Source organism: Streptomyces sp. RLB3-17, assembly GCF_007113425.2.
Classification (GTDB): Bacteria; Actinomycetota; Actinomycetes; order Streptomycetales; family Streptomycetaceae; genus Streptomyces; species Streptomyces mirabilis_D.
In genome coordinates, this window is record NZ_CP041610.2 from 10719806 (window position 1) to 10738955 (window position 19150).

The 19150-nt window shown below is 72.3% G+C and carries 12 protein-coding genes; 7 read left to right on the forward strand and 5 right to left on the reverse strand.

The features are described from left to right. The first annotated feature begins 50 nt into the window (after nt 1-50). Nucleotides 51-1733, forward strand: a complete 1683-nt coding sequence (locus FNV62_RS48315) for a class I adenylate-forming enzyme family protein (RefSeq protein WP_143604407.1) — start codon at nt 51-53, stop codon at nt 1731-1733. After that, nucleotides 1730-2785, forward strand: a complete 1056-nt coding sequence (locus FNV62_RS48320; protein WP_143604408.1) for an MBL fold metallo-hydrolase — start codon at nt 1730-1732, stop codon at nt 2783-2785. The genes FNV62_RS48315 and FNV62_RS48320 overlap by 4 nt, the downstream gene beginning before the upstream one ends. A gap of 18 nt (nt 2786-2803) precedes the next feature. On the opposite strand, the gene FNV62_RS48325 is transcribed toward FNV62_RS48320, so the two are convergent. Both FNV62_RS48325 and FNV62_RS57730 read right to left on the reverse strand, forming a co-directional pair. After that, nucleotides 2804-3553, reverse strand: coding sequence for an SDR family NAD(P)-dependent oxidoreductase (locus tag FNV62_RS48325; RefSeq protein ID WP_097289461.1), 750 nt, complete (start codon nt 3551-3553; stop codon nt 2804-2806). 23 nt (nt 3554-3576) lie between these two features. Next, on the reverse strand, nt 3577-4113 hold the full coding sequence (locus tag FNV62_RS57730) for an SDR family NAD(P)-dependent oxidoreductase (RefSeq protein WP_143629770.1): 537 nt from the start codon (nt 4111-4113) through the stop codon (nt 3577-3579). 187 nt (nt 4114-4300) lie between these two features. Between FNV62_RS57730 and FNV62_RS48335 the strand changes: the two genes are divergently transcribed. Further along, a complete protein-coding gene (locus FNV62_RS48335) occupies nt 4301-7567 on the forward strand; it encodes an amidohydrolase family protein (protein WP_143629772.1) in 3267 nt (1088 codons plus the stop codon). On the opposite strand, the gene FNV62_RS48340 is transcribed toward FNV62_RS48335, so the two are convergent. The 3 genes from FNV62_RS48340 to FNV62_RS48350 form a co-directional block, all read right to left on the reverse strand. Then, nucleotides 7559-9193, reverse strand: coding sequence for a protein kinase domain-containing protein (locus FNV62_RS48340; protein ID WP_313905091.1), 1635 nt, complete (start codon nt 9191-9193; stop codon nt 7559-7561). The genes FNV62_RS48335 and FNV62_RS48340 overlap by 9 nt on opposite strands. 164 nt (nt 9194-9357) lie before the next feature. Further along, the gene (locus FNV62_RS48345; protein WP_143604412.1) at nt 9358-10593 is read right to left on the reverse strand and encodes a 4-hydroxybenzoate 3-monooxygenase; all 1236 of its coding nucleotides are present in this window, start codon (nt 10591-10593) and stop codon (nt 9358-9360) included. Nucleotides 10594-10713: 120 nt separating this feature from the next. After that, nucleotides 10714-13989: a family 78 glycoside hydrolase catalytic domain gene (locus FNV62_RS48350; RefSeq protein WP_143629775.1), complete on the reverse strand. Its 3276-nt coding sequence runs from the start codon at nt 13987-13989 to the stop codon at nt 10714-10716. A 230-nt stretch (nt 13990-14219) separates the two neighbouring features. On the opposite strand from FNV62_RS48350, the gene FNV62_RS48355 reads away from it, so the two are divergent. From FNV62_RS48355 to FNV62_RS48365, 4 genes are all read left to right on the forward strand, one after another. Continuing rightward, entirely contained in the window at nt 14220-15713 is a 1494-nt protein-coding gene (locus FNV62_RS48355) for a serine hydrolase domain-containing protein (protein WP_143629777.1), read from the forward strand. Nucleotides 15714-16135: 422 nt separating this feature from the next. Further along, nucleotides 16136-17161, forward strand: coding sequence for an alcohol dehydrogenase (locus tag FNV62_RS48360; protein WP_097288048.1), 1026 nt, complete (start codon nt 16136-16138; stop codon nt 17159-17161). 408 nt (nt 17162-17569) lie between these two features. Next, a complete protein-coding gene (locus FNV62_RS54860) occupies nt 17570-17815 on the forward strand; it encodes a hypothetical protein (protein WP_143629779.1) in 246 nt (81 codons plus the stop codon). Nucleotides 17816-17872: 57 nt separating this feature from the next. Continuing rightward, complete coding sequence (locus tag FNV62_RS48365; protein ID WP_143629781.1) at nt 17873-19099, forward strand: FAD/NAD(P)-binding oxidoreductase; 1227 nt, start codon at nt 17873-17875, stop codon at nt 19097-19099. Nucleotides 19100-19150: the final 51 nt, after the last annotated feature.

Genomic DNA, 19150 nt, shown 5'->3' on the forward strand with positions numbered 1-19150 from the left:
GGGCCGGACAACGGGGCTCCACCACCCTTCGCGAAAAGGCGGGGAAGCGGATGCGACAGACAGTACGGGAGTTCTACGAGCGGGCCGAGCACGCCGACTTCACGGCCGTCGTCGACGACCACGGCCGGCACACCGCGCGCGACCTCCTGGACCGCGCGGCCGAGCTGGCCGAGGCGATGACACCGGACGGAACGCCGGGCGGGACGGTGCTGCTGCAGGCCGACAACTCCTGGCGCACCGTCACGGCGACCCTCGCCGCCGGGATGACCGGCGGGGTCCTGGCCCTCGTCAACCGGCACACGACCCGGGCGGAGTTCGCCGCCGCCCTGGAGGACATCCGTCCCGACGCGGTGATCGCCGACCCTTCCGCCCTCGACGAGTGGCACGCGCCGGGCAGCGGCACCCCGCCCCTGCCCGGCGCACGGCCCGCGGAGGCGCTGGACGGCTGGACGGTCCTCGCCGGCCGGGGCCCACGAGACGTCTCCCGCTGGTCGGGCGGCACCCTCATCGGCCTCACCTCCGGCTCCACCGGGCGCCCCAAGGGGGTCGTCCAGTCCGAGAGCGCGCTGCGGTACGCGTGCACGTGCACCATCGATGTCAACGGGCTGCGCGACGGGGACGCGGTGGCCGCCGTCGTCCCGCTCTCCTCGACCGCCGCCTACTGTTTCGGGGTCTGCCTCGCCCTCATGCTCGGCGGGCCGCTCGTGCTGAGCGGCCGCTGGGACCGCGAACAGGCGCTCGCGCGGATGGCCGCCCACGACGTCCGGTGGACCATGTGCGTCCCGACGATGGCCCTCCAGATGGGCTCCGCGGCGGCCGGATCACGCGTCCTCGAAGGGGTCCGCTCGATCACGGTCGGCGGCGGCCCCATGGACCGCGGGGCTCTCGCCCGCGCCGAACGTTCCCTCGGCACCCGGATCCTGCGGGTCTTCGGCATGTCCGAGTGCCTCGGGCACACTTCGCCGCGGCCCGACGACCCCGAGGAGATCAGGCTGGGCCGCGACGGCCGCCCGTTCCCCGGCACCGAACTGCGCGCCGTGGACGCCGACGGCACCGCGCTGGGGCCGGGGCGCACCGGGCGCGCCCAGGTCCGGGGGCCCTCGCTCTTCCTCGGTTACGCCCACGACGGCAAGGTCGAGTCGCCGGTCCTGACCCCTGACGGCTTCTTCCCCACCGGCGATCTGCTCATGACCGGCGACGACGGCACGGTCACCGTGATGGGCCGGGAGAAGGACGTCATCATCCGCGGCGGCCGCAATCTCGACGTCACGGAGATCGAGCGTGCCGTCGCCAGCCATCCGGGAGTCGCCCGGGTCTGCGTGGCACCCGTACCGGACCCGCTGCTCGGCGAACGCGCCGCCGTTCTCGTCGTGGCGGAGGCGGAGGCGGAGGCCGGGACGCACGGAGACGGAGACGACACCGGGGGCGGCGCCGCCATCGGACTGGACGAGATCACCGAACACCTCGCCCGCACCGGCCTGTCCAAGGCCAAGTGGCCCGAATTCGCCTTCTCCGTCGATGAGTTGCCGCAGACCACCGTCGGCAAGCTCGAGCGGTCCGCGGCCCGCAGACTCGCCCACGAACTGCACGCGCGGCTCGACGCGCATCAGGAACCACACCGGCTCACGGATCGCGAACCACATCGGCAAGCGGATCACGAACGGCACGGACGACCGGACCAGGAACGGCACGGACAACCGGATCACGAACAGCACCGGCAAGGAGATGCATGACCACCCCCACGGCTCACACCGCCCGCTTCGACCGAGGCCGTTGGGCGGACGCCGGAGCCGAGACCGTACGAGCCGGCGTTCACCGCATCCCGCTTCCGCTGCCGGACGACGGGCTGCGGGCCGTCAACGTGTACGCGCTGGAAGGGCTGACGGAGGGGCTGGTCCTGATCGACGGGGGATGGTCGATCCCCGAGTCCCGCAAGGCGCTGGAGGACGCGCTGGCCACCATCGGCCACGACCTCGGCGAGATCAGTGATGTCCTGGTCACCCACATCCACCGGGACCACTACACGCAGGCCGTCGAACTGCGCAGGCTGCTCGGCTCCCGGGTCCACCTCGGCTCGGGCGAGCGACGCAGCCTGGAACTGCTCGGGGAGACGGGCACGGACCGGCCGTCCGGCTCGCTGCACACGTTGCGCCGGGCGGGGGCCCACGAACTCGCCGAGCGGGTGGCCGCGATGGACCACGGAGGCTTCGACCCGAGCGTGTGGGAGGCCCCGGACCGCTGGCTGGAGGACGAGGAACTCCGCTTCGCCGACACGCGGTTGCGGGTCGTCCCGACGCCGGGACACACCCGGGGACATGTCGTCTACCTCGACGAGGCGCGCGGGCTGCTCTTCTCCGGGGACCATGTGCTGCCGCACATCACCCCGTCCATCGGGTTCGAACTCGGCTCCACCGCGCTGCCGTTGGGCGACTACCTCGACTCGCTGCGCCTCCTGACCACCCTCGCCGACGCCCGGCTCCTGCCCGCCCACGGCCCGGTCGGCCCCAGCGTCCACACGCGCGTCGGTGAGCTGCTCGACCACCACGACGACCGACTCGCCCAGGCCCTGGCCGTCCTCGGCGACCGCACGCTCGCGGCCTACACGGTGGCCCAGGAGCTGGGGTGGACCCGGAGGCAGCTGCCCTTCGCGGACCTCGGCGCCTTCAACCAGATGCTCGCCGTGAACGAGACGGCCGCACACCTGGATGTGCTGGTGGCCCGCGGCCGGGTCGCGCGCACGGAGACCGAGGGCGTCCTGCGCTACACCGCCGCCGTGATGTCGTAGCCCTGGCCTCCGGCCCGCTCAGCGCGCCGTCCAGCCTCCGTCGACGTACAGCTCCGAACCCGTCATGAAGCTCGCGTCGTCGGAGGCGAGGAACGCGACCGCGGCCGCCACCTCGTCGGGTGTGCCGAGCCGGCCGAGCGGGGTGCCGTCGAGCATCGCGGTCAACCGGGGCGTACCGCGCCACAGTTCACGGGAGCGGGGTGTCTCGATGAACCCGGGGTGCAGCGAGTTGACACGTACGCCCCGCCGCGCCCAGTGCAGCGCGGCGTTCTTGGTCATCAGACGGACCGCGCCCTTGGCCGCGTGGTACGAGAACTGGGCGCCGAACCCGCCCACCGTGCCGAAGATCGACGCGACGTTGACGACGGAGCCGCCCCCGGAGCGTTCGATGGCCGCGCCGCCGTGCTTCATGCCGAGCCAGACGCCGGTCTGGGTGACCGCGAGCACCTGGTCCCAGGTCTCCTTGGTCTCCGTCTCCACGGTGCCCATCGCGGCGATCCCCGCGTTGTTGACCAGTACGGCCAGTCCGCCGAGCGCGGCCGTCGCCCTGGTGACGACCTCCTGCCAGGCGGACTCGTCCGAGACGTCCAGAGCCAGGCCCAGGGCGCCGCCCCCGACCTCCTCGGCGAGCTTCTCGCAGCGGTCGGCGTCCAGATCGGTCACCACGACCGCGGCGCCCTCGGCCGCCAGTCGCCGGACGACCGCCTCGCCGATGCCTCCGGTGGCGCCGGTCACCAGCGCCGCCCTCCCGGCCAGTCTCGCTTCCATCGCGACCACTCCCGCTTCCGTCGTCAGCCCTTGACGCCGCGCCAGGCGAGCGCGCCGCCGTCGATCACATACGCGGCACCCGTGATGAACGCCGCGCTGTCGGACGCCAGGAAGCAGGCCAGCCGCGCCACCTCCTCCGGGCGCCCCGGCCGGTCCACCAACTGCGGTGCGGTCATCTTCCGTTCGCGCGCGTCCCGGTCCTCGCCCGCGGCGAAGTGACCCCGCGCCAGAGGCGTGTCGATCACACCGGGGCAGAAGCAGTTGCAGCGCACCGGGGAGAGATCGACGGCGTTGACGATGGCGGGGCCGCGCGGTGAGCGGCGCAGATACGGCGCCGCGAACTTGGTCGTCTGCCAAGCGGCCTTGAGATTGACCTGGTAGACCGCGTCCCAGACCTCCTCGGAGAGCGAGTCGACGGCGCGGTCGTGGTCCTGCGCGTTCCGGTCGGCGACGGCCACCGCCGACGCCCCCTGGCGGGCCATCTCCACGGCGATGGCCCGCCCGATGCCCTGGCCCGCGCCGGTGACGAGGGCGGTCTTGCCGCCGAGCGAATCCAGCATGCGGTCTGCTCCCGTCCGTGGCACGAGACACTTACTGAACCAACTTCAGTTCAGAGGGGAGTCTAGGTCGGCGCCGGGGCGGCGACAAGAGGTGTGTCGGGAGGAAGGCCTCCCGTACGGGAGGTGCCCGTTTGGCGTGAATGGCGCTGTTGCTCCCGGGCTTTGAGATGAGTAAGCGTTCTCTGTCATGGAACGTGACCGGAGCTCCGAAGCCTTCCCCACCTCCCGTCCCTCCCCGTTTTCCCCGCGCTCGCTTCTCTCTCGTCCTTCCCGTCGTCAACTCCTCGCCGCGGCAGGCGTCGCGGGTGTCGTGGGCGTTTCCCCTACCGCCCTCAGCGCCGTTCCGGCCGCGGCGAGCGGCCGCGCCGCGCTCTCCCTGTCGTTCTCGGAGGCCACCAACGGCGCGGCCACGCTCTCGCCGGCCGGCGACCGGCTGATCGTCGAGATCCAGCATGTGCTGTGGTCGCTCCCACGTACCGGCGGCCGTGCCGTGCCCCTCACTCCGGCCGGCCTCGAACCCGACCGGCCCACGCACTCCCCGGACGGCAAGCTCATCGCGTTCTGCGCGTACCAGGGCGGCGGCTACCACCTGTGGACCATGCGCCCCGACGGCTCGGACGTACGGCAGCGCACCGACGGCCCCTGGGACGACCGCGCCCCGGCCTGGTCCCCGGACGGCACCCGGATCGCCTTCGCCTCCGAGCGGGGCGGCGACCCGGTCGAGGGCAGCCCGTACCGTATCCACGTCCTGAACCTGGCAAACGGCGAACTGACCCGCGTCACCGGGCTCACCGGTCAGGACGGCCCCTTGCAGGACGGCCCCTGGGAGGACTTCGACCCCACCTGGTCGCCGGACGGCAGGCGCGTCCTCTTCGTCCGCGCGAAGGCCGTCTCCCTGCCCACGGGGCCCGGCCTCGAAGCCCGCACCATCGCCGCGGTACCGGCCGGCGCCGCGGGCCCGGTCGTCGTCGAGCACACGGAGACCACGGCCGCGCAGGTCATGACCCCGGCCCTCGCCCCCGACGGCCGCCGCCTCGCGTACCTGCGCGTCACCGCTGCCCCGAGCGCCTCCTGCACCCTCGTCGTCGACGGCACGCCCGTCGCGCTCGCCGGAGACCTCGCACCCGTGCCGCCACGCTGGACCGCGACGGGGGAACTGCTCCTCACCGTGGACGGCCACTTCACCCTCGTACGACCGGAGAAGCCGGCGCGGACCGAGCCGATCCCCTTCGAGGGCGAACTGCCGGTGGACCGGCCGCGGTACCGGACCAAGGAGTACGACCTCGGCGAGGAGCGGGTGCGCCCGGTGCGGGGCATCCACCTGCCCGCGCTGTCCCCCGACGGACGGCACATCGCCTTCGCCGCCCTCAACTCGCTCTGGCTGGCCGGAACCTCGGGCGGGCGCCCGCCCGAGCGACTGCGGAAGTCCGGACCGACCCGCTATCTGCTCGCACCGGTCTGGGCACGCGACGGACGGTCCCTCGTGTACGCCGACGACCGCGACGGACTGCTCGGCGCGTACCGGCGCGATCTCGCCACCGGCGAGGAGACCGCGCTCGCCACGGGCGGGCGGGTCCATCCCGCGCTCTCGCCCGACGGGAAGCGGCTCGCCTGTCTCGACATGACCGGAAGGCTCGTCCTGCGCGATCTGGGCAGCGGTGCGGAACGCGTTCTGGTGACCCCGCTCGGCGGCGGCGGGCTGCCCGGCCGCCCGAGCTGGTCGCCCGACGGCAGATACCTCGCGCTGTGCGACCGCAACCGCCTCAATCTCCGCTTCCGCGAGGGCTACAACGTCATCAGGATCGTCGACACCACGACCGGCACCGACCGCCTCCACGCCGTCGCACCCCACGTCTGCATCGCCGACCGCTACGACTCCGGACCCGTCTGGTCACCCGACGGACGCTGGATGGCGGTCGTCGTCGAGTCCGCGCTGTGCCTGCTGCCCGTCGCCCCCGACGGCACCCCGACCGGCGCCCCGCGCATCCTCGCCACCGAACCCGCCGACCACCCCTCCTGGTCCGGCGACTCGAAAACTCTCCTGTACCTCTCGGCGGGCCGCCTGCGGCTCATCGGCATCGACGGGCACGACCGCCGCACCGTCCGGGTCCCGCTCGACCAGCACCGGACCGCCCCCGCCGACACGGTGGTGCACGCCGGGCGCCTGTGGGACGGCACGGGCGAGTCGGTCAGGGACGACGTGGACATCGTCGTACGCGGCGGACGCGTCGCCGAAGTCGCGCCGCACCGGGCCCGCGGCCGTGGCGCCCTCCGCAGGATCGACGCCTCGAACCGCACCGTGATCCCCGGGCTGTGGGACACCCACACCCACCCCTGGCAGAGCACCTATGGAGGCCGCCAGACCGTCGGTCAACTGACCTACGGGATCACGACGGCCGTCTCCCTGGGCGGATTCGCCTACGAGCAGGCCCGCATCCGCGAGGCGGTGGCCGTCGGTCAGCTCGCCGGACCCCGCCTGCTGACCACTGGCGAACTGCTCGACGGCTCGCGGGTCGCCTACAGCATGGGGCGCGCCCACCGCACGAGGGACGGTCTGCGCAGGTCGCTGGAGCGGGGTGCGGCCCTCGACTGGGACTTCGTCAAGACCTATGTACGAGCCCCGAGTTGGGTGATGGAGGAAGCGGCGCGATTCGCGCACGAACGGCTCGGGGTGCGCTCGGGGAGCCATCTCCTGTCACCCGGCGTCCAGAGCGGCCAGGACCTGACGACCCATCTGCTGGCCACTCAGCGCGGGGAGTTCGGTCACGCGGTGAGCGCTACCGGACGGGCCTACGAGGACGTCGTGGAGATCTACACCGGACAGGGCGCCAACTTCGCCCTCGTCGCCACGCCGTTCACCTCCGCGCCGCTGCTCGGCGCCGATCCGGGGCTCGCCGACGACACCCGCGTCACCGTCGTCATGCCCCCGTGGGACTCCGCCGCCGTACGGCGGTCCGCGGGCGTGCCGCCCACCGCGGCCCAACTGGCCACCCTGCGCACCGAGACGGACGTCTACCGGCGGGTACTGGCCGCGGGCGGTCTCGTCGCGCTCGGCACGGACCAGCCGCTCGTACCGGTCGGGCTCTCCCTGCACCTGGGTCTGCGGGCCCTGCACCACGGCGGGCTGTCACCGGCCGGGGCGCTGCGCACCGCGACCGTCCTGCCGGCTCGCCTCTTCGGCCTCGACGGCGACCTCGGCACCGTAGAACCGGGGAAACTCGCCGATCTCACGGTGGTGGACGGCGATCCCTTCGAGGACTTCGACACCCTCGTCCGCACGGTGTCGGTGCTGAGGGGCGGAACGCCGTACGTGACGCAGGACCTGGTGGCCGCTTTCGAGCCGCCGTCGAAGGTCTCGGCGTCGGCGCGGTGGCGTGACGTGACCGAGGACGACTGGCTCGAAGTGGGGCGGCTGATGCGCAAGGACGGCTGTTGCCATACGGGTTCACTGTGATCCGCCCTTGAAGGTCCGCAGGAAGGTGGTCAGGGCGGCCCGGTCGGCGGCGGTGTCCCAGTCGGCGGCCGGGGTCGTCCACCTGAGCGAGAAGCCCTCGTGGTCACCGATGAGGTAGCCGCGCCCGAACGTGCGCTCACGGACCCCGTCGTTCGTCGAAAGCCACTCCATGTCCGCACCCTTGTAGCCCTGGTAGGTGACGGCGCGGATGTCACCCAGCCGTTCGTACGCGATGGAGTCGCCGCGCAGCGAGGTGTCCACCTCGCGCCAGACCGCGACGGGGTCCGAGGTGAGCTGGGTGCTGTAGGTGACGACCAGGGTGCGCGGGTCGCCGCTCGCGCCGAGCGTGACCCGATAGGAGCCGTCGGCGGAACTCTCGGTCCGTACCGGCTTCCAGCCCTTGGGCAGTGCGACGGAGAAGCCCTGGGGCGCGGTGTAGCGGAAGAAGCCGGTCGGCGGATCGTCGGTGAGGGTGTGGGACGGCGACGGGGAGGCGGAGGCGGATGAGGACGAGGTTGGGGAGGGGGACGTCGACGGGGCCTGCTGGGCAACGGTGCTGCTGGGCGAGGCGCTCGGCGTGGGCGACGGTGTGGCGGAAACCTTGGGGGACGACGCGGGACCGGACGCGGAGGTGCCGCGCTCGGACAGACCGCCCGCCGCGGTGAGCCCGGCGAAGCAGACGACCGTCACGGCCAGCGCCCCGCCCAGCAGCACCGGGCGGCTGAGGGGCACCTTGCCCCACACCCGCCTCGCCGGCGGGGCGTCGAGGTCCCGGAAGACCGGCAGGGTCTCGGTGGGCATCGAGTCCTCGTCGAGTTCCGCCTTGAGAATGCGCGTGAGTGCCTCCCGCACGACCGACTCGGGCACCCGCTCCACCGGATCCCTGCGCAGGAGCCCCTGAATGGCCGGACTGAGCGGCCCGGCGCTCAACGGGGCCCGGATGGGCAGCCGTTCCACGGCGCGGAACGTCGCTTCGAGCCCTCCTCGGTCCCGGATGGCCGGTCGGCCCTCGACCATCTCGTACATGATCGCGCCCAGCGCCCACAGGTCCGTGGCCGGTCCACCGCCTTCGCCACGGGCCTGCTCGGGAGAGGCGTACGACGGTGCCGTGACGCGCGGAGAGGCGCTGGCCCCCATCAGCCCGAAGCCGGCCACCGTGACCCCGCCGCGCTCCTCCACCCACACCTGGCCGGGGCTGAGGTCGCCGTGTGTGATCCCTTCCTGATGGGCCGCGCCCAGGACGTCGAGGACACCGAGCCCGATCCGGGCCGCGCGGACGTAGTCCACCGGGCCGTGCCCGAGGAGCGCGCACAGCGGAACGCCCTCCGGCCGTGCGGTGACCGTCCAGAGGAAGTCCTTGTCCTCGACGACATCGATGACGACGGACACCCGCCCGGGGCAGACCAGCCCCAGGGCCTCGGACTCCCGGGTGATCCGGACGGCGGTGCGCAGCTCCGCCTCCTCACGGAGATGGGCCGGGAGCCGGGAGCGCGTCAGGGTGACCGGCCGCTCGGACTCGACGTCCTGACCGTGCCAGCCCTCACGCCCCTCCTCGTGGTGGACACCCTCCAGCAGTCGGTATCTTCCGGCGACCAACTCATTCGTGGAGACTTGCACCTTGACCATGGTCATCCCTCGCTGCGCACCGGACTCTCACCTTTCCCGGTTGTACGGCGGGTGTGACGTTGTGTGTTCAAAGGCGGGCGATTCCGGGGCCCCGATTTCCGGAATTCTTTGCGCGTAGCGCACCCGTGCGAAGAATTCAGGCCGCATCTCCACTGCCGTTCATCTCACGGTGTCGTCATGGCCATCGGGCCGGTGACCTTGCCGATGTACGACTCGGCGAAGGTGGCCGCCGCCGCGGGTGAGCCGAGGATCCGTCGGAGGCGGGCTCGCGCGGAACCCGCCCGGAAGGGATCGCCCGAGGACGGTCCGTGCAGCAACTCCGCGAACCACCGGGAGAATTCCTGGTACTCCCACACCCGCCGCAGACAGGCCGCCGAGTAGCCGCGCAGTCCGTCGGCGTCCCCTCTGAGGTAGTAGGCGACGAGCGCGTCGGCCAGCAGCAGGGCGTCGTGCAGCGCGAGGTTCATGCCCTTCGCGGCGATCGGCGCGACGAGGTGAGCGGAGTCTCCGGCCAGAAACAGCCGCCCGTACGTCATCGGCTCCACGACGTAACTGTGCATGTCGAGGACGCGCTTCTCGATCAGCGGCCCCTCGGTGAGAGCCGGGGCTCCGGTGGCCGACAGCCGGGCGTGCAGCTCCGACCAGACGCGGTCGTGCGACCAGTTCTCCGGGTCCTCACCGGGCGCCACCTCCAGGTAGTAGCGGGTGACCTCGGGGCTGCGGGCCATATGGGCGCCGAATCCGCGCGGGTGGACACCGAAGACGACGCAGTCGCTGGACGGCGGTGCCTCGGCGAGCAGCGCCAGCCAGCCGACCCCGTAGTCGTACCGGGCCACCGTGCCCCGGTTCGGGGCCACATGGGCGCGGGTCACTCCGCGCGCGCCGTCGCAGCCGGCGACGATGTCGCAGTCGATCCGCCGGCGCTCACCCGTCTGCGGATCGGTGTAGAGCACCGCCGGGCGGTCGCCGTCGATGCCGTGCAGGGCGACGTCCCGCACACCGAAAAGGATCTCGCCGCCCTTCACGTCGGCGTACTCGCGTACCAGGTCCGTCACCAGCAGCGGCTGCGGATAGACGAAGTGCCGGTCCCCGGTCAGCGTCGCGTACCGGAAGCGGTGCTGCTCGCCGTCGATCCGGAACTCGCACTCGCTGTGTGCCTGTGCCCGCTCCACCAGCCGGTCGGCCAGCCCCCGATGACGCAGCGCCCGCACCGCCCACTCCTCGATGAATCCGGCGCGGGGCCGCTGTTCGACGAACTCCCGGCTCTCGGTCTCCAGGACCACGCAGTCGACGGACGCGGCCCGCAGGATGTTGGCGACGGTGAGCCCGGCGGGTCCCGCACCGATGATGACGACGGGGACGCGCGGCGCCGGCGCGGATGTGGGGGAGGGGTTGATCATTTCGGCATTATGGCGGCGATCCGACAAGCCCTCACAGCGCCTGCGCAACCCTCTGACACGGCCCGCACAACCCCTCCGCCCCTGCCCGCACCGACCTGCCGCGGCGTCCCCGGGTACGGCTCAGGCGCGCGCCACGAACTCCCAACTCCCGTGTGGCACCGTGTACACGACGAACCCCGGCTCCGAGCGCACCCACTTCGCACCGGCCGGCGACGCGACGGCCGAGCGGTCGGCGGCCGGCACATGGACCTCCGCCGTGGCCCCGACCGGTACCCCCACCGACAGCCGCGTCGTCCCGTCCACGACGGACCACGCCGCCGCCGCCCGGCCGCGCACGGTCCGCACCGAGGTACGGGCCCAGTCCACGCCCGTACGGCCGTCCGGGCGGACCGTGAAGGTGCGGTAGCCCGCGTCGCCGGGGCGCAGGCCCGCCACGTTCTCGTAGAGCCACTGCACCACGGTGCCCAGGAAGTAGTGGTCCCGGGAGCGGGAGTCGAGCGGCCACATCTCCCACATGGTGTCGGCGCCGTTGTCGAACCAGTACCCCCAACCGGGGTACGTGCGCTGGGTGGCGAGGGCGTGGGCCACCTCGGGATGCCCCTGGGCCGAGAGCTCGCGCAGCAGCACGCTGGTGCCCAGCGCCCCCGTGTTGAGGTGGTTGCCACGCCGGGCGATGTCGGCCAGGAGCGAGTCGACCACGCTCGCCCGGGCGCCGGGCGGCACGAGCCCGAAGGCCAGCGGGAGGCAGTTGCTGGTCTGGCGGTAGTCGGGGTCCTTCGCCGTGCGGTAGTGGCCGTCCGCGCCGAGGAAAGCCGCGTTGAACGCCTCCTTCAACGCGTCGGCCGTCTTGCGGTAGCGGGCCGCCACCTCGGTGTCGCCCAGCAGGTCGGCCAGTTCCGCGGTCCCGGTGAGCGCGCGGTGCAGATAGGCCGTGGCGGTCAGCCTGGTGTCCTCGGGCGGGTTGCCGCCGTAGCCCGGCGGCAGCCAGTCGCCGAGGGCGGTCACCGCAAGGCCGTCCTGGAGGCGCCCGATCTCCCAGTCCAGGTAGCGGACGAGCGGCGCCCAGTGGTCACGGGCGAGCCGCTCGTCCCCGTACACGCGGTACATCTCCCGCAGCAGGAAGGGGTACACCGTCGTCCACTCGGGAGCGGGAGCCAGATCGTGGTAGCCCCAGCCGCCGCTCGGCACGATCACCGGCAGCTGCCCTTCGGCGTTCTGACTGTCTCTCAGGTCACCGAGCCACTTCGTCAGGAAGCGGTGCACACCGAAGGCGTACGCCATCACGGGCGCGCCGAGCTGCGCGTCGCCGGTCCAGCCGTTCTTCTCGTACACGGGAGTGTCCGTCGGAATGCCGTGGAGGTTGTTGAGGACGGTGCGGCGCATCGCCCGGTCCAACCGCTCGTAGAACGGTTCGGAGCAGGAGAACGTGCTCGTCGACGCCACCCGCGTGTGCACGACCCGGCCGAGCACCTGCTCGGGCCCCGGCTTCGCGGGCAATCCACTGACCTGGACGTAGCGGAAGCCCTTGTACGAGAACCTGGGCTCCCACACCTCGTCCGCGCCGCCGCCCGCACACACGTACTCGTCCGTCTGGCAGCGGCCCGGCACCAGGTCGTTGCGGGCGAGCACACTCCCGTCGGAGTCGAGCCGCTCCCCGTGGACCAGCCGGACGGTCGTCCCCGCCTCGGCGCGCACCGTCAGCCGGGTCCAGCCCGCGAGCGTCCGCCCCATGTCGACCACGTACACGCCCTGGCTCAACTCGCGGATGTCCACCGGGCGTATGGTCTCCGCCACCTCGATCGGGTCGTGCCCCTGTGCGCGCAGGGTGCCCTTGGGCGCGGTCTGCCGTTGGGCCTCCTGCCAGGAGCGGTCGTCGAAGCCGGGGCGCGTCCAGTCCCGGGGCGCCTTGCGGGCGTCGTAGGTCTCGCCCGCGTAGAGGGAGTTGGACAGGGTCGGTCCGTCGGTGATCCGCCAGGTGCCGTCCGTGGCGACGGTGGTGCGCGAGCCGTCCGGATGGTCCATCTCCAGTTGCGCCAGCAGCCGGGGTTCACCGTGCCAGGGCGCTCGGTTCCAGTTCCACGCGGTGGGGCTGGTCAGACCGAAGAAACCGCGCCCGAGCGTCACTCCGATCGCGTTGGCACCGCGCCGGACGCGGTCCGTGACGTCGTGCACCGCGTAGAGCACCGTCTCCTCGTAGTCCGTGAAGCCGGGGTCGAGGACCTGACGGCCGACGCGGACTCCGTTGATCTCGGCCTCGTAGTAGGCGAGTCCGCTGATGTGCAGGCGGGCACGCACGACGTCCTTCGGGACGCTGAACGTCCGGCGCAGCAGGGGAGCGGGCTGTTCGGGGACGCTGACGGACACGCCGGTGCCCCAGGGGCCCTGTCCCCAGGGTGCGAGCACGGCGGCCTCCGACCAGCCCGTGTCGTCGAAGTCGGGCCGCTGCCAGCCCTGTTGCTCACTGTCGACGCAGCGCCAGCCGTCGCCGGTGACGAGTTCGACCGTGTCGCCGGACGTGGTCTCCACGATCAGGCGGAGCAGGAGCCCGCCAGGATTGGCGGACCCGTTGTCGCGGTTGGTCGCGACGGCGGCGACCACGATCCGCCCGCCGCTCGCCCCGCGCACCTGCTCGGTGACCTCGGCGAGATGCCCGGTGCGCCAGGCGTCCGTCTGCTGCGGCTGATACAGGACCTGCTGACCGTCGACGTAGAGCGTGAAGTCGTCGTCGGCCGTGGCCACCAGTCTCGCCCTGCGCACCTCACTGCCGGCGGGGAGGGTGGTCGCGGTACGGAACCAACGGGGCCCCACGGGGGCGGATCCGGTGGTCGAGCCGGGCGACCAGATCCAGGACGCCCCGCCGAAGCCAGGGGGTTCGGGCAGGGCCGCCGCTCCGATCCAGAATCCCTGCCAACCGTCCGTTGGCAACGTTGTCTCCCACCAGCGCGGGGCGCTCCACGCCGACGGACGGCCGTCGCCGTCCCAGACCCTGACCTGCCAGTGGTAGCGGGTACGGGGCCGCAGCGCGGGCCCCGCGTAGACGATGCCGACGCTGCGGTCCGACTCGACCCGCCCCGAGTCCCAGACCAGGCGCCGCCCCTCGTGCAGGTCCTTCTCGGTGAGCGCCACCCGCACCCGGTACGCGGACTGCAGCGCACCCCGGCCCGGGGCGGTCAACTCCCAGGTGAGTCTGGGGTGTTCGACCTCGGTGCCGAGCAGTGTCTCGGCGTACTCGACGGTGGTGCGGTCGATGCGCAGACCGCCCTCCCGCGGGGCGTCGGCGCTCGCTCCGGGGGTCGCGGAGGCGGTGTGGGCGCCTCCGGACCCGAGCGCGACGGTGGCGCCCGCTCCGGCGACGGAGCTGCGCAGGAAGACGCGGCGGTTCCAATCCTTGGCCATGTGTCGCCCCTCGATGGTGAAGTCGACGGTGGAGTCGATGGTGAACCCGATGGTGAAGCGATGAATTGAAACGTTTCATTCCGCTGGCAACGATCCTACGCATCACGTCTCTTCAGCCTCAAGAGTCCTGCACGCACCTCGTGGACAGACGGTGTCCGGCGACGGAAAGATGCCAAATGCACACAGTGCCCCGCTCCCGTCACCGCCAGAACCGCCCGGAGGCAGCCTTCATGAGCGCCCGTCCCCTGCCCGCCAGCACCCCCGCAGCCCAGGGGGTGGACGCCGCGGGCATCCACGCCTTCCTCGACGCCGTCGAGGCGGCACCGGACATCGAACCGCACAGCCTGATGATCCTGCGCCACGGGCACCTCGTGGCCTCCGGCTGGTGGGCGCCCTACTCACCCGACCGCCGCCACCTGCTCTACTCGCTCAGCAAGAGCTTCACGTCCACGGCCGCCGGATTCGCCGCCACCGAAGGGCTGTTGCGCCTGGACGACCCCGTGATCTCGTACTTCCCCGAGTTCGAGGCCGACATCACCGACCCGCGCAGCCGCGCCATGCTCGTACGCCATGTGGCCGCCATGGCCAGCGGCCACCTCGAAGAGACCTACGCGACCTCGATCCGACGCGACCGCGACGAGATCGTACGGGGGTTCCTGCTCTTTCCGCCGGACCGGGATCCCGGGACCGTCTTCGCGTACAACCAGCCCTGCACGTACACGCTCGCCGCGATCATCCAGCGCGTGAGCGGCCAGTCGTTGACGGAGTACCTGCGGCCCCGGCTGTTCGACCCGCTGGGCATCGGCGAGACGGCCTGGCTCCAACGGCCGCCCGGGCGTGACCTCGGCTTCAGCGGTCTGCATGCCACGACGGACGCGATCGCCCGGCTCGGCCAGTTCTATTTGCAGGACGGTGTCTGGGAGGGGCGGCGGCTGCTTCCCTCCTCGTGGATCGCGGAAGCGACCCGCGCGCACATCTCCACCGCGGACGGTACGCGGGAGGGCGCGCAGTCGGACTGGCAGCAGGGGTACGGGTACCAGTTCTGGAGGAGCAGGCACGGGTACCGCGGCGACGGCGCGTACGGGCAGTTCTGTCTCGTCCTGCCCGAGCACGACGCGGTGATCGCGACGACCGCGGCGACCGAGGACATGCAGGGTCTGCTGAATCTGGTGTGGCGCCACCTCCTCCCGGCGTTCGGCGCCGAGCCGCTTCCGGCCGAACCGCTTCCGGCCGGACGGCTCCCGGCCGAACGGCTCCCGGGCACGGTGGACAAGGGCCTGCGCCGCCGCCTCGCGGAGCTGGCCCTGCCGCCCGTCGAGGCGAGCCCCGAGCCGCCCGCGCGGGGCGACGACTGGAGGGGCGCCGTGTTCGCACCGGAGGACGGTGAGTGCCCGCAGCAGCGGACCTTGACGGGCGTCACGGTCACCGCCGATGCGGACGGGAAGGGCTGGGGCGTGTCCCTCGCGGAGGACGACGAGCTCATCGAGATGCGGCTCGGCGCCACCGGTTGGACCGTCGACGCGGGCGGCCCGCCCACCGCGGTCAGCGGCGGCTGGACGGACCAGGACACCCTGCGCCTCGACGTGCTGTTCCTGGAGACCCCGCACCGGCTGACCGTGACGTGTTCGCTGCCGGACGGCACCTTCACCGTGCGCTGGCACACGACACCGATCCATGGCGGTCGGCTGCACTCGCTCCGGGCGCCCGTGGGGGATCGGGTGTGACAGCCGGGACGGGTGGGCTTCCGCCCGGGGCGGGCAGCCGGGTGCCCTTGTCCGGTAGGTGGTAGGCGGTGGGTGGCGGGCCGTCGAGGGGAACGGTGTGCCGTGATCGCGCGGCTCACACCGCTCGCGAGCGTCGGCCCGCACGTGCCCTGGGCGCTCGGTGGACGGCGAACTCGCCGAGCGTCCTGCTGTGACCTGAAGTAGCGTGAGGCTACCCGCGCCCGTCCGTCGATGGCCCGCCGAGGCCCGGCAGACGGATCACGTCCGGCCACCGACCGACAACACCACCACCGGAGTGAAACAAGCCGGTCGGGCTCGCGTGTGGTCCGCGTGCCGCCCCGCGCGCCTGTCACCAGCCCCCGTGACCACCTGCGGGCGGAGCGCTTTCGAGATCAGACCGACTCTCCAAGGCAGGGATCCGGATGACTAGCTATCGCGTCGCGCAGGTGACCGCCCCCGGCGGTTCGTTCGAGGTCGTCGAGCGTGAGGTACCGCAGCCGGGCCCCCGACATGTACGGGTCGCCGTCGACGCCTGCGGGGTGTGCCACAGCGACACCTTGTTCGTGAACGCCGGCGTTCCCGGCGTGACGTTCCCGGTGGTCCCCGGGCATGAGATCGCCGGGCGGATCGCGGAACTCGGCGAGGGGACGGGGGACTGGGGCTGGCAGGTGGGCGACCGGGTGGCGGTGGGCTGGTTCGGCGGCGCGTGCGGCCACTGCACGCCCTGTCGGCAGGGCGACTTCATCGTCTGCGAGAACCTGCGGGTCCCCGGATGGGCCTACGACGGTGGGTACGCGGAGACGGCGGTCGTGCCCGTGGACGCGCTGGCCCGGATCCCCGACGCGCTGGCGGCCACCGACGCGGGGCCCCTGGCCTGCGCGGGCGTGACCGTGTTCAACGGCCTGCGGCGCAGCTCGGCGCGGCCGGGCGACCTGGTCGCCATCCTCGGCATCGGCGGCCTCGGACACCTGGGGGTGAAGTACGCGGCCGCGATGGGTTTCGAGACCGTGGCCATCGCCCGCGGTGGCGACAAGGCCGACTTCGCCAAGCAGCTCGGCGCGCACCACTACGTCGACAGCACGGCCGACACTCCGGTCGCCGAGGCGCTTCAGTCCCTCGGGGGTGCACAGGTCGTCCTGGCCACCGCGTCGAACTCCGCCGCCATCACCGCGACCGTGGACGGTCTGGGTCCCCGCGGTGAGCTGGTGGTCATCGGCGTGGACGCGGAGCCGCTCGGCATCACCCCGGCCCAGCTCCTGATGGCGGGCAAGGTCGTCAGCGGCCACCCGAGCGGTACCTCGCAGGACATCCAGGACACCATGGAGTTCAGCGCCCTGCACGGCATCCGTCCGATGACCGAGGTCGTGACGCTGGGCGAGACCGATGAGGCGTACCAGAAGATGCTCTCCGGTGCCGCCCGCTTCCGGATGGTGCTCACCATGAGCTGACACGGCGGCTCAGCGGCCCGGGTGGCGTTCGACGAAGGGGTCCAAGGACCTCCGGGGACGGCGAAGGGGTCCAGGACCTCCGGGGACGGCCGCGGTGGACCCTCCCGTCGGGCGAGGGCGAGGGCGAGGGCGGTGGCGGTGGCCTCGGCGTGGGAGGCGGCGCCTGTCTTTCCGAGCAGGCGCTCGCACCAGGACCACCGCGTCCCGTACGACGGCGGAGGGGCGGCCGGGCCGGCGCAGCACCTGCGGTACCCGTCGCGCTCCACCTGCCACAGCGGCCGCAGCCGTAGGGGATCAGGCCGACCTGACGGCCCCCGGTGGCGCAGCGTCCACGTGACCCCGCCGCGGAAACCCGCGGGGCGCACCCGCGCGGAGTGGAACCAGCCCCGGCGGCAGCGCTGCCCGTCGGTGTCCGAGTCGGCGTCCTCGGACGTGCTGGACGGCGATCTGCTGTCCGTCGACTTCCACGACGTCACGTGGGTCGAGGTCGGCCGGACCGTGTTCGACGGGCGGATCGTCTTCGCGCGCGGGACACGCTCCACGGCCGATCCTCACCGCCTGGACCTAGCCGACGGTCGCCATGTGCGTCAACTCCCCTTACCTGGCTGGCAATTAATCGACCGCGCATTGGTCCCGTCGCCGGGCGTGGCCTAGCATCGGGCTCACCCAATACCCCTGGGGGTATACCCCGAGGATTGCGAGGAGCCCGCCATGCCCTCCACCCACCCCGCCTCCGGTGCCGCCCGCGACCACTTCCAGGTGTTGATCATCGGAGGTGGAACCGCGGGCATCACCGTCGCGGCCCGCCTGCGGCGCGCCGGCCTCTGTGACATCGCGGTGCTCGAACCGGCCGACGTCCACTGGTATCAGCCGCTGTGGACCCTGGTCGGCGGCGGCCGGGCCCCACTCGGTGTCACCCACCGCCCCGAAGCCTCCGTCATGCCCAGGCGGGTGCACTGGATCCGCGAGGCCGCCACCGCCGTCGACCCCGAGGCGCGGACCGTCACCACGGCGCACCGCACCGTCGGCTACGACCACCTCGTGATGGCACCCGGTCTCCAACTGGACTGGGACGCGATCCCCGGCCTCGACGCCGCCATCGGGCACGGTGCCGTATCCAGCAACTACGCCTTCGAGTACGCCCCATACACCTGGGAACTCATCCGTGGCCTGCGCTCGGGCACGGCGGTCTTCACCCAGCCGAGCGGCCCGGTGAAATGCGGCGGCGCCCCGCAGAAGATCGCCTATCTGGCCGCCGACCACTGGCGCAGGCAGGGGGTCCTGGACCGTATCCGGGTGGTCCTCGTGCTGCCCGCCGACTCCATGTTCGGCGTACCGGTCTGGCGCAGGGCCCTGGAACGCGTCGCCGAGCGTTATGGCATCGAGGTCCGGCTGAACTCCGAGATGACCTCCGTCGACGGCGCGGCCCGTCGGCTGACCGTGGCCGACCGCTTCACCGGCGCCGAGGACGGCCTCGCGTTCGACCTGCTCCACGCCGTACCGCCGCAGCGCGCGCCGGGCTGGGTCGAGCGCGGCCCGCTGGCCGATCCCGCGAGCCCCTACGGCTACGTCGAAGTGGACAAGCACACCCTGCAACACCCACGGCATCGCAATGTCTTCGCCCTTGGTGACGTCGCCAACCTGCCCACCTCCAAGACCGGCGCCGCCGTCCGCAAGCAGGCCCCCGTCCTGGTGGCCAACCTGCTGGCCGAGATCAACGGCGAGCACCGTGAGCAGCGCCGCTACGACGGTTACACGTCCTGCCCGTTGGTCACGGCCCGCGGCAAGGTGCTGCTCGCCGAGTTCGACTACGACCAGCGCCCCGCCCCCAGCATCCCCCTGCTGGACACCACCAAAGAGCGCCGCGACATGTGGCTGCTCAAGCGGTACGGCCTGCCTGCCCTGTACTGGCGCGGCATGCTCAAGGGCCTCGTCTAGGGCGCCCTCGGCGTCGCTGACGGTCGCCGGCTGTCGCTGAAGCACCTCCGC

What these genes read in the sequence shown, in the direction of transcription:
- FNV62_RS48325 (WP_097289461.1), bottom strand. Translation starts at nt 3,553, where the DNA reads ATGGAAGCGAGACTGGCCGGGAGGGCGGCGCTGGTGACCGGCGCCACC.
- FNV62_RS48365 (WP_143629781.1), top strand. Translation starts at nt 17,873, where the DNA reads ATGCCCTCCACCCACCCCGCCTCCGGTGCCGCCCGCGACCACTTCCAG.
- FNV62_RS48340 (WP_313905091.1), bottom strand. Translation starts at nt 9,193, where the DNA reads ATGGTCAAGGTGCAAGTCTCCACGAATGAGTTGGTCGCCGGAAGATAC.
- FNV62_RS48335 (WP_143629772.1), top strand. Translation starts at nt 4,301, where the DNA reads ATGGAACGTGACCGGAGCTCCGAAGCCTTCCCCACCTCCCGTCCCTCC.
- FNV62_RS48320 (WP_143604408.1), top strand. Translation starts at nt 1,730, where the DNA reads ATGACCACCCCCACGGCTCACACCGCCCGCTTCGACCGAGGCCGTTGG.
- FNV62_RS57730 (WP_143629770.1), bottom strand. Translation starts at nt 4,113, where the DNA reads ATGCTGGATTCGCTCGGCGGCAAGACCGCCCTCGTCACCGGCGCGGGC.
- FNV62_RS48350 (WP_143629775.1), bottom strand. Translation starts at nt 13,989, where the DNA reads ATGGCCAAGGATTGGAACCGCCGCGTCTTCCTGCGCAGCTCCGTCGCC.
- FNV62_RS48355 (WP_143629777.1), top strand. Translation starts at nt 14,220, where the DNA reads ATGAGCGCCCGTCCCCTGCCCGCCAGCACCCCCGCAGCCCAGGGGGTG.
- FNV62_RS48345 (WP_143604412.1), bottom strand. Translation starts at nt 10,593, where the DNA reads ATGATCAACCCCTCCCCCACATCCGCGCCGGCGCCGCGCGTCCCCGTC.
- FNV62_RS48360 (WP_097288048.1), top strand. Translation starts at nt 16,136, where the DNA reads ATGACTAGCTATCGCGTCGCGCAGGTGACCGCCCCCGGCGGTTCGTTC.
- FNV62_RS48315 (WP_143604407.1), top strand. Translation starts at nt 51, where the DNA reads ATGCGACAGACAGTACGGGAGTTCTACGAGCGGGCCGAGCACGCCGAC.